The organism is Pseudoalteromonas sp. G5_S1_54_S4 (genome assembly GCF_054968565.1).
The window spans coordinates 16,930-27,601 of record NZ_JBQKUL010000052.1 but is presented as its reverse complement, the minus strand read 5'-3'; the positions used below and the strand labels follow the sequence as shown (position 1 = coordinate 27,601).

At 42.1% G+C, this 10,672-nt stretch carries 6 protein-coding genes; 1 reads left to right on the top strand and 5 read right to left on the bottom strand.

The features are described 5' to 3' along the window. Positions 1-187: 187 nt before the first annotated feature. Positions 188-1,156, top strand: a complete 969-nt coding sequence (locus ACTRWE_RS16335) for an integron integrase (RefSeq protein WP_076921749.1) — start codon at positions 188-190, stop codon at positions 1,154-1,156. Between the two features lie 174 nt (positions 1,157-1,330). Here the strand turns inward: ACTRWE_RS16335 and ACTRWE_RS16330 are convergent, their stop codons facing one another. The 5 genes from ACTRWE_RS16330 to ACTRWE_RS16310 form a co-directional block, all read right to left on the bottom strand. Further along, positions 1,331-3,586 carry an acyl-CoA dehydrogenase gene (locus tag ACTRWE_RS16330; protein WP_262976989.1) on the bottom strand — a complete coding sequence of 752 codons (2,256 nt, stop codon included), beginning with the start codon at positions 3,584-3,586 and terminating at the stop codon, positions 1,331-1,333. Positions 3,587-3,877: 291 nt separating this feature from the next. Continuing rightward, positions 3,878-4,903, bottom strand: coding sequence for a zinc-binding dehydrogenase (locus ACTRWE_RS16325; protein WP_262976990.1), 1,026 nt, complete (start codon positions 4,901-4,903; stop codon positions 3,878-3,880). Positions 4,904-4,914: 11 nt separating this feature from the next. After that, positions 4,915-6,324, bottom strand: coding sequence for a TolC family protein (locus ACTRWE_RS16320; protein WP_262976991.1), 1,410 nt, complete (start codon positions 6,322-6,324; stop codon positions 4,915-4,917). Continuing rightward, positions 6,317-9,466: an efflux RND transporter permease subunit gene (locus ACTRWE_RS16315; RefSeq protein WP_262976992.1), complete on the bottom strand. Its 3,150-nt coding sequence runs from the start codon at positions 9,464-9,466 to the stop codon at positions 6,317-6,319. The genes ACTRWE_RS16320 and ACTRWE_RS16315 overlap by 8 nt, the downstream gene beginning before the upstream one ends. A 9-nt stretch (positions 9,467-9,475) precedes the next feature. After that, a complete protein-coding gene (locus ACTRWE_RS16310; protein ID WP_262976993.1) occupies positions 9,476-10,645 on the bottom strand; it encodes an efflux RND transporter periplasmic adaptor subunit in 1,170 nt (389 codons plus the stop codon). Positions 10,646-10,672 lie beyond the last annotated feature (27 nt).

Here is a 10,672-nt window from a genome sequence, read left to right as displayed (position 1 = left end):
ACCAACGTTACGCTAATATATTTATTAATTACTTTTTAACAAATAACTTAACTCATTACCAGCTATAATTTTTTCTTGGTACTAAATATAATAAGAAAGAAGAAAGTGCGCTCGGCGCGCATTTTCTTGAATATGTGAGCAAAACAACTAAGCTGTATATAAACACAGTATTCTTATTGGTGAAAATATGAAAACGCGTTCCCCATTTTTAAATTATATCGCTGAATATATGTTAGTGCGTCAGTATTCATTACGTACCGTAGATACTTACCTGAGGTGGATTGCATCTTATATTCATTTTCATAATAAGCGCCACCCCGCCTCAATGGGAGACAATGAAGTCGAACGCTATCTAGAACACTTAGTGTTAAAGCAAAATGTTGCACCACGAACGCAAGCCACAGCACTTAATTCATTGTCATTTTTATACAAGCACATAATAAAAAGTGAATTATCGTTAAACTTAAATTTTGCCCACAGTAAAAAACAAGCAAAACTGCCTGTCGTAATGACGCCAGAAGAAGTTAAGCTGCTTATGACTCATTTAAATAAGCGCTATTATCTTATTGCAGGCCTTATGTATGGTAGCGGTTTAAGAGTAATGGAAGCGGTGCAGTTAAGGGTGAAAGATATTGATTTTGATTATAAGTGTATTCAAGTATGGAATGGGAAAGGTAATAAACACCGTATTGTAACGCTGGCCACAGAGCTAATTCCTATGCTGAGAAATCAAATTTTGAACGTTGATGACTATTTAAAACTTGATTTAAATAATACGGAATATGCGGGTGTGTGGATGCCATATGCTTTAACAAAAAAATTCCCTAGCGCCTCAAAATCACTTGCGTGGCAGTATTTATTTCCTTCTCATATATTAAGTTCAGATCCTCAAAGTGGTGAAATAAGACGACATCATTTTCATCACTCTTGTATTAGAAAAGAGGTTAAAAAAGCCGTTCAAAAATCGGGATTAACAAAAATTATAACACCGCATACCTTGCGTCATTCATTTGCAACGCATCTATTGCAAAATGGCGCCGATATAAGAACTGTTCAAGCTCAGCTTGGCCATTCTGATGTTAAAACCACACAAATATATACCCATGTACTGCAACAAGGTGCCAACGGGGTTGTTAGCCCTTTTTCAAGATTATAAGCGTCTCTTTTTAATCCTCTATGCATACATATTCGCTTTAAGACCAATACCGCTATCTATTTCTACTTTGAAAACCCATAAAAAAGCCCCGCTTGATATTACTCAAGCAGGACTCCACACTAATTTTGTATCAATAAAAGCGCCTAAACTGCAGGCGCTTTGCATTATTGAATTTTATTGGTTAACCACGCTTTTAAGCGGATTAACTGGCTGTGCGTTGTCGTCTAGGATGTTCATATCGAAGTCGAACTCATCAACACGAATCGCTTTTTCACGCTTTTTGTTGTAATCACTTAACTGAACAAATTCAGCGTCGTTAATTACTTTTGCAGCAAGTGCATTTTCAAGCGTGATTGAAAAACGCGTACCCGGCTTAAAGGTTTTAGCACGTAGCGCTTTTTTCACTTTAGCTAATAGCTCAAGTGACGCCATTTTAGCTTTGTAAGCTTGCTCATTGATGTGATGACCATCACCTTCAATTGGCTTAACTAAATGCGTTATTTGCGCTTTAAATGCCGTATCAAGCTGAGCTTGTTTTGCTAATTCACGAATTAAATCATCGCTAATTTTTGGCATTTTAGTTGAGTAGTTCATGGTAATAAAACGAATGAACTTACGAGTACCACTTGCAGGGAAGTTGTCTAAGAACTTGTGCAATGCTTCTTCTGCACTTTGTAGTGCAAAACGAGTCGCATAATGGAAGTAAGGAGCCGCTTGCTCACGCTCGCTGCTTGCTACTTTTTGCTCGTAATACTTAATAGATGCCATAGCTGCATACAAGAAGCTCATTACATCGCCTAAACGTGCTGAAAGCATTTCAGCTTGCTTTAATTTACCACCAAGTACTAGTAACGAGAAGTCAGCATAGACAGCTAATTTAGCTGATAGTTTATGTACTGCTTTTTCGTAGTCACGTACTTCTGGTAATGCAGAGCTTGCGCCAGCAGTAAATGGTAGTACACCTAAACGGAATGCACGTAAGCTATTTGCTGTGCTGTAACCAACCGTTTTACGTAAAATACCGTTAAATTCTGCATCTGCGTTTTTGTCATCGCTGTGGATAGACTCAACCATAGACTGTAGGTATGGGTGACAACGCATGACACCTTGACCAAAGATCATCAGGTTACGGGTAAGAATGTTCGCGCCCTCTACCGTAATGGCAATTGGCTGCGCCACATAACCGCTAGCAAGTGTATTTTGAGGACCGTTCTGAATTGCTTTACCCGCTTGAATATCCATTGCTGAGTCAAGTACATCACGACCAAGCTCTGTCATATGGTATTTAGCAATTGCAGTTACTACCGATGGTTTTAAGCCCATGCCTAAGCCTTCAGTTGTCAATACTCGCATTGCTTCTTGTAGGTATGTTTTACCTGCAATGTCAGCTAGCTTTTCTTGAATACCTTCAAATTGACCAATTGATAAACCAAACTGTTCACGCACTGCTGCGTACTCAGAAGCTGATTTAAATGCAACTTGTGCTGTACTTACACCTAATGCTGGTAATGAAATACCACGACCAGCGCCTAAACAGCTAACTAGCATTTGCCAACCGCGACCGATGTTTTTCTGACCACCGATAATAAAGTCCATTGGTACAAATACCTTGTTACCACGTGTAGTACCGTTGTAAAAACGGATACCCATAGGATCATGACGGTTACCAAGTTCTACACCAGGGTGCTCTTTTGGAATAAGTGCACAAGTAATACCTAGGTTTTCTTTGCCACCTAGTAGACCATCAGGGTCAACTACTTTAAACGCTAAACCAAGTACAGTAGCAATTGGCGCGAGTGTAATGTAGCGCTTGTCCCATGTAATTTCTAGGCCAAGTACTTCTTCACCGTTATACATGCCTTTAGTAACAGTACCTACATCAGGAATACCGCCTGCATCAGAACCTGCTTCTGGGCTGGTTAATGCAAAACATGGAATGTCTGTACCATTTGCTAAACGTGGTAAGTAATGTGCTTGTTGCTCATCTGTACCGAAGTGAAGTAGTAACTCACCCGGGCCTAACGAGTTTGGTACCATTACGGTTACCGCAACCGCTGAGCTTTTAGTAGCAATTGTACCTACAATTGTTGAGTTAGCGTATGGGCTGAACTCTAAACCGCCAAACGATTTAGGGATGATCAGCGAGAAGAAACGCTCTTTTTTCAAAAACTCTAAAATGTCGTTTGGTAAATGAATACCATTTTGAATGACTGAATCGTCAATCATGCCAAGTAATTCTTGTACTGGGCCATCTAAGAACGCTTGCTCGTCTGCGGTTAATTTTGCCGCAGGTACGTCGCGTAGCGCGCTGAAATCTGGTTTACCTCGATAGATAGACCCTTCTAGCCATACATCGCCAGCGTCTAGCGCTTCTTGCTCAGTAACTGAAATGCTTGGTAATACTTTTTTTAATTTTGTACGTAAACTCATAGCGAACTCATCCGACCAGATAAATAATATCTACATTACGTCATAAAAATCGGTTTAGATCAATTACTCTATTCAATTAATTAACAGTTTTTTCAATTTATTTTCTTTACCTGAACGTAAACTGTTGAAATAAAAAGGCTTGCACCTGTACGCTGAATTATTATTTTTTTTGTTAAAAATTTAATAATTCTGGTTGTTGGCGCCGCAAATACGGATTTGGTGATAAAGTAGAAACAAAAAAACGCAGCCTAAAATTAGGCTGCGTTTTTTAATACGAGAATTTGGGTGAAATTAGCTTATTTTAACCACTTGTTTACCTGTAAACCCACCTGCAAGCTGTTTATTTAATGCAGCCGAAACAGCGTTTGCGTTAAAATCAACAGCTAGTACTTCTGGAGGAGTTATTTCGCCATTTGCTACCGTTTCAAGCAACAAATTGCCCATAAAACTCATGCGCTGCTGCGCACATAAGCTGTTAGCTAGCCACGCACCTCCTAAGGAGACAATACTAATATTGGGTGCTCTACGGTACATTAGCTGCTGTTCGAAGTTAGGGAGTGGATTTAAACAAGCAATACGACCACAAAAACGCATTAGCTCGATATTTTGAATGGTCGATTCCCCACCCATAATATCAATAACGGCGTCAAACCCTTGTGGACCTAACTCTCGACGAATTTTGTCACATAAGGCTTTATCGTTGTAATCAAAGACCACATCGGCGCCGAGTTGCTTAACTAACTTATGATTGCGCTTAGAGGCGGTGGTAAATACATCTGCACCGCGCTGCTTGGCAAACTGAATAGCAAATTGCCCTACAGCGCCAGCACCACCTTCAACAAAAAGTGTATCGCCCTCAGTTACTGATAGTTTATCTAAGCTGATCAATGCCGCCATTCCGGCGCAGGGTAAAGTTGCAGCCTTGTCACTGGCTAATTGCTTGGGAATAATAGACACTGCATAATTAGGCACTTTTGCGTATTCGCTCAACACCCCTTGCTCACCAATACTGGCGTGCCACATTACACGCTCACCCACGCCAGGAAATACGCCTTTACCCGCTTTAACCACTACACCCACTGCATCCAAGCCTAAAACATGCGGATATTGCCATAAACAAAAGCCAGATTTAGCAAATTGCGCATCCACCGGATTTAAACCAACATACTCTACTTTTACTAGCAGCTCATTACCTGTGCATTGAGGCACAGGTAACTGAGTATCCGATAAGTGAATATCCTCATTAGGCTCTATTAAGGCAATAGCCTGCATAGATGAAGGAATAGTATCTGGGTTTGTAACTACAGTATTAGGCATCAAAAACTCTACTAGTTAGTACTACTTAACGCGTAACTCCATCGTCCATTAAATGACTGGTAAGCATTTACCTTAGCCAGTAACGATGAAATAGTTGAATCAACGGCATTTTCTTGTGCTATTAAAACATCCTGACGTGCATCCAACAACTCTAAGTAAGGAATTTGCCCTTCTTCATACATTGCTTGTGCTTGTAAAAATGCATTATTAGCAAATTGATACCGCTGCTCAGCAAAGCGCGATTGCTGTGCTTGATTGACCAATAATTGCAGAGAAAGTTCACTCTCGTTAATCGCTTTTAATACCACTTGTTGGTAATCGGTATACGCCGCTTGGCTTAAAAACTGCTGCGCATCGCGTTGTGCTAAAAGCGCAGGGTAACTTAATAATGACCACTGCAATTGCGGCGCTACTTGCCATTGCTGCTGGGTATCACTAAAACCGTTGCTCCCTAAACTTAACACGCCTGCAAAGCCGCTTAAGCTAATATCCGGCAATAAAGCTTTGCTGGCTGCTACACTTAAACTATTTGCTTGGCTAAAATCAAATAAAGCACGACTTATATCAGGTCTTAATGCTATTGCATCATTAGGCTTTGCCAATGACACCGCAAATGCCTTAGTTAATATAGTACGTTCATCATTAATACTCAGTGATTGCGTAGTTTGCGCGCTTAATACGGCCAAAGTAGATAAGTCACGGTACTTGGCATATTCAATTGCCGGCACCAAGGCTTGCTGCTGTCTAAGTTGCGCCATAGTGCGGTTTAAGTCGAGCTCATTAGCCACACCTTCATCAACTTGGGCCTGTAGCACCTGAATGCTTTGTTCAAGCGCTTCTATTTGCATCTCAATAATTTGCTGCTTTTGCAGATTACCTTGATAACTCACAAAGCCTTTAATCACAGCCGACACCACTTCAATTTGCAATAACCTAACTTGCTCAGCTTGGCTCATTGCTTGTGAATTCGCGGCATCGACTAACGCAGTAATTCGACCAAATAAGTCGAGCTGCCAATCAAGTGCAACATTTGCACTTGATTGTCGGCTATTGGTATTGCCTAGCCCGCTTCGCTTTGCACCAATCTCAATACCTCCTTGCGGTAAGTATTGCGCTTGTTGCTCGCCAATACGCGCCAAAGCACTTTTTAATACCAGCTGACTAGTTTGTAAGTCGTAATTATTAGCAAGTGCGTTGCTCACCAGCTGGTTTAATTGCGCTGAGCCTAGCTTGTGCCACCAGTTTTGCTCATCTTCACCCATAAACTGCTCTGCAGATATTGCTTTGGCAACAAACTCATTAATCTGTTGTTGCTGAGCGGCTGTGTCAATTTTACTCGCACAACCTGATAACACAGCAACCGCTAATGCAGAACTCAACCATGGCGATAATTTAAGAGCGCTCAAGTTAAATTTAGTCATGCGAAGGCTCCTCAACGCGCTGCTTTTTTACCACCAGCATATAAAACACCGGTGTAAATAATAGTCCAAACACAGTTACACCAATCATACCCGAGAACACCGCATTACCCATGGCATGACGCATTTCTGCCCCAGCACCGGTTGCCAATACAAGCGGTATAACACCTGCGGTAAAGGCAATTGATGTCATTAAAATTGGACGTAAACGTAATCGACACGCCGCTAACATCGCCTCAAGGTGCGATAATCCAGTGTCGTGTTTATCTTTAGCAAATTCCACCATAAGGATGGCATTTTTAGAAGCCAATGCGACCAGTACAATTAACGCTATTTGGGTAAATATGTTGTTGTCTGAACCTACAAACCACACCCCTAATAACGCCGAGAAAATAGTCATAGGTACAATTAAAATAATGGCCAATGGTAAACGTAGGCTTTCATACTGTGCAGCCAGTACCATAAACACAAGCAATACCACCAGTGGGAACACGTACACCATAGTATTGCCGGCAAGTACTTGCTGATACGTTACCTCAGTCCATTCATATTCAATACCTGTAGGTAGCGTTTTCGCCAATACATTTTCAATCGCTGTTTGCGCTTGGTCTGAGCTGTAACCTGGCGCTGGGCTGCCGTTAAGTTCAGCACTTGGGTAACCGTTGTAGTGCATAACACGATCAGGGCCTATAGTTGGCGTTACCGTAAGCACTGAGCCTAGTGGCACCATATTACCTGCACGATTACGTACTTTTAGGTTTAGTATTTGCTCTGGGTCTACCCTAAATTCAGCATCTGCTTGAGCATTTACTTGGTAGGTACGACCAAACATATTAAAGTCGTTTACATACACTGAGCCTAAATAAATTTGCAACGAGTTAAACACTTCATCTAATGGAATGCCTTGAATAAGCGCTTGTTCGCGGTCAATATCAATATCCATTTGTGGCACTTGAATTCTAAAGCTTGAATACAGCCCCATTAATGCCGGATCTTTTTGCGCCGCAGCAATCACTGATTGCAAACTGTTAAATAAAGCTTCAAAGCCTTTGTTAGCTCTATCTTCAATTTGCAGCTTAAAGCCACCTGTGGTTCCTAAGCCTTGAATAGGCGGTGGCGGAAATACAGCCACAAACGCTTCATCAATGGCCGCAAAACGTTGGTTTAGTTGCGCTGCAATAGCCGAAGCCGACATACTCGGATCAGTACGCTCTGCAAAAGGCGCCAGTGGCGTAAATACGATGCCGCTATTTGGGCTATTAGTAAAACCATTCACTGAAAGACCAGGAAACGCTACCGTGTTCGCAAGCCCTGGGACCTCTAATGCAATTTGCTGCATTTGTTTTACCACCGCTTCTGTACGGTCTAAGCTTGCTGCATCTGGTAGCTGCGCAATAGCGACTAAGTATTGCTTATCTTGTTGTGGAATAAACCCACCCGGTACTGCATCAAACAATTTAATCGTACCGCCAACTAAAGCAATATACGCAACCATAACCACAACACTCATACGAATAAGCTTTTGTACCAGCTTTTCATACCCTTTAGCACCACGGTCAAACACGCGGTTAAAAGGTTGAAATAACCAACGGCCAAATAATTTATTAAGCACGCGGGTAAACGCATCAGGCTCGGCATCATGTGATTTTAACAATAAAGCGGCCAGTGCTGGCGACAGCGTTAATGAGTTAAACGCCGAAATTACCGTTGAAATCGTAATGGTTAATGCAAATTGTTTATAAAACTGCCCTGAAAGCCCAGTAATAAAAGCCGTTGGAATAAATACCGCACATAATACTAATGCAATCGCAATAATAGGGCCGGTTACTTCCGTCATTGCCACGCGGGTGGCTTCAAGCGGTGATAAGCCATCTTCTATGTTTCGCTCAACATTTTCTACAACCACAATTGCGTCATCAACCACAATACCTATAGCCAGTACTAAACCAAATAGCGATAATGTATTAATAGACACCCCAAGCCACTGCATTACGGCAAACGTACCAATGAGTGAAATAGGCACCGCAATTAACGGAATAATAGACGCGCGCCAGGTTTGTAAGAACACAATAACCACAATCACCACCAGCACGATTGCTTCGAGTAAAGTGGCGATTACCGCATCAATTGAACCACGCACAAATACCGTTGGATCATAAACAATGTCGTATTCAACACCTGCAGGAAAGTCTTTTGATAAACGTGCCATGGTTTCACGCACCTGATCAGAGAGCTCAATGGCATTTGACCCTGGGCGTTGAAATATTGGCATCGCTAAAGCAGGTTGATTATCAAGCTCAGCACGCAATGCATAAGAATCTTGGCCTAAATCAACACGTGCCACGTCTGACAAACGGGTAAGCTGCCCTTGCTCCCCAACTTTAATAATGACTTGTTTAAACTCTTCAATGCTATTAAGGCGTCCTTTAACGTTTAATAGAATTTGAAACTGACTGTCATTTGAAATCGGTTGCGCACCTAAACTACCCGCTGCAACTTGCTGATTTTGAGAACGCAGTGCATTGACCACGTCACTTGCAGTAAGCTCACGTGATGCTAGCGCATCGGGGTTAAGCCAAACTCGCATTGCATATTTACCGCCACCAAATAAACGAATATCACCCACACCAGGTAAACGCGCTATTTCATCTTTAATATTTAAATCGGCATAATTTGATAAATACGCGGTGTCATGGCTGTTTTGGGGTGAATATAAATGCACCACCATGGTTAAATCGGGTGATGATTTTTCAGCAACAACCCCTAAACGTTGCACTTCTTGTGGCAAACGCGGCAGCGCACTATTTACTCGGTTTTGCACTTGCACTTGGGCACGGTCTAAATCAGTGCCTAACGCAAATGTCACCGTGAGCGTCATACGTCCGTCACTGGTTGCTTGTGAAAACATATACAGCATGTTTTCGGTGCCGTTTATTTCTTGCTCAAGCGGTGTTGCCACTGTTTGTGCAATAACCGTCGGGTTAGCACCTGGGTAACTTGCAGTCACAACCACTGTTGGTGGTACAACTTCTGGGTATTCACTGACAGGCAGCTGAAATAATGAAATGCTACCTGCAATTAAAATAATCAACGACAGCATGGCCGCAAAAATCGGTCGCTGTATAAAAAAGTGTGAAAATTTCATCTAATAACCTTATTGCTTAGCAACTAAATCGGCAGGGTTAGCACTTAGCGTAAATGCAACGCCTTGGGTATTAATTGCCACTTTATTTGGTGATATTGGCATACCGGGTCCTACACGAGCTGGGCCATTTACAGCAATAACATCGCCTTGCTCAAGTCCTGATGTGATGGCTCGCAACGATCCATAGCGCTCACCTACCGTTACAAGCTTATACTGCAGCACATTGTTTTCGCCTACCGTTAACACAAAGCGATTTTTTAAATCTGTGCCTATGGCTCTGTCTGGAATAATGACAGTTTCACGCACTGCATTAGCAGCTAACTTAATGCGTGCAAATGAGCCCGAACGCAGCTCGTTACTACGATCATCAAATACCGCACGAACGCGTAAAGTGCCTGTAGATGCGTTAATTTGATTATCTATAAAGTTAATATGGCCGCTATAGTTAAAATCGTCTTGCCCTACTTTTTGCATTACAACAGGCTGTTTGCTTGCAGCTGTTACTTCGTCAAATGCGCTATTCCAAGTACGTTCATCGACATCAAAGTAAGCGTACATTTTGTCATTAGAAACAATTGAAGTAAGCACGCTTTGCCCTGCAAGTACGTTGTTACCTTTGGTAATATTTGCGCGAGAAATCACGCCATCAATAGGAGAAACCACTGACGTAAACTCTAAATCGAGCTTTGCAGCTTTAAGCTGCGCTTGCAGTGCAGCAAGTTGTGCTTCACGCTGACGTAAAGTCGATGTACGCGCTTGTGCTTGCTCAGTCGAAATGGCTTTTCGCTCAGTTAAGCGTACCGCACGCGATGCTTCGCTTTTTGCTTGTTCAAGTGCTGCTTGAGCACTTTTTACCTGAGCGCTTAAACTGTCAACGGTTGCAGCGAATGAGCGATCGTCTAAACGAAATAATACATCGCCTTGTTTAACGCTATCCCCTTCTTTAAATTCAATTTGCTCAATAATGCCGGATACACGCGGCATTAATGCCACTTTCTGCGGTGACTCTAAGCGTGTTGTATAGGTATGCCAACTTTGAACTGGCTTAACCAAGACTTCGGCTACATCAATAGCTTGTTGTTGCTGTGCGGGGGCTGATTGCGCTGCACTTTCATCGGCACAACCGGCCAGTGTGATTAATGCAACAGATAGTGCTGTAGCAATTAAGTGTTTGTTCATAACGACGCTCCTTTTAATTTAGCATTG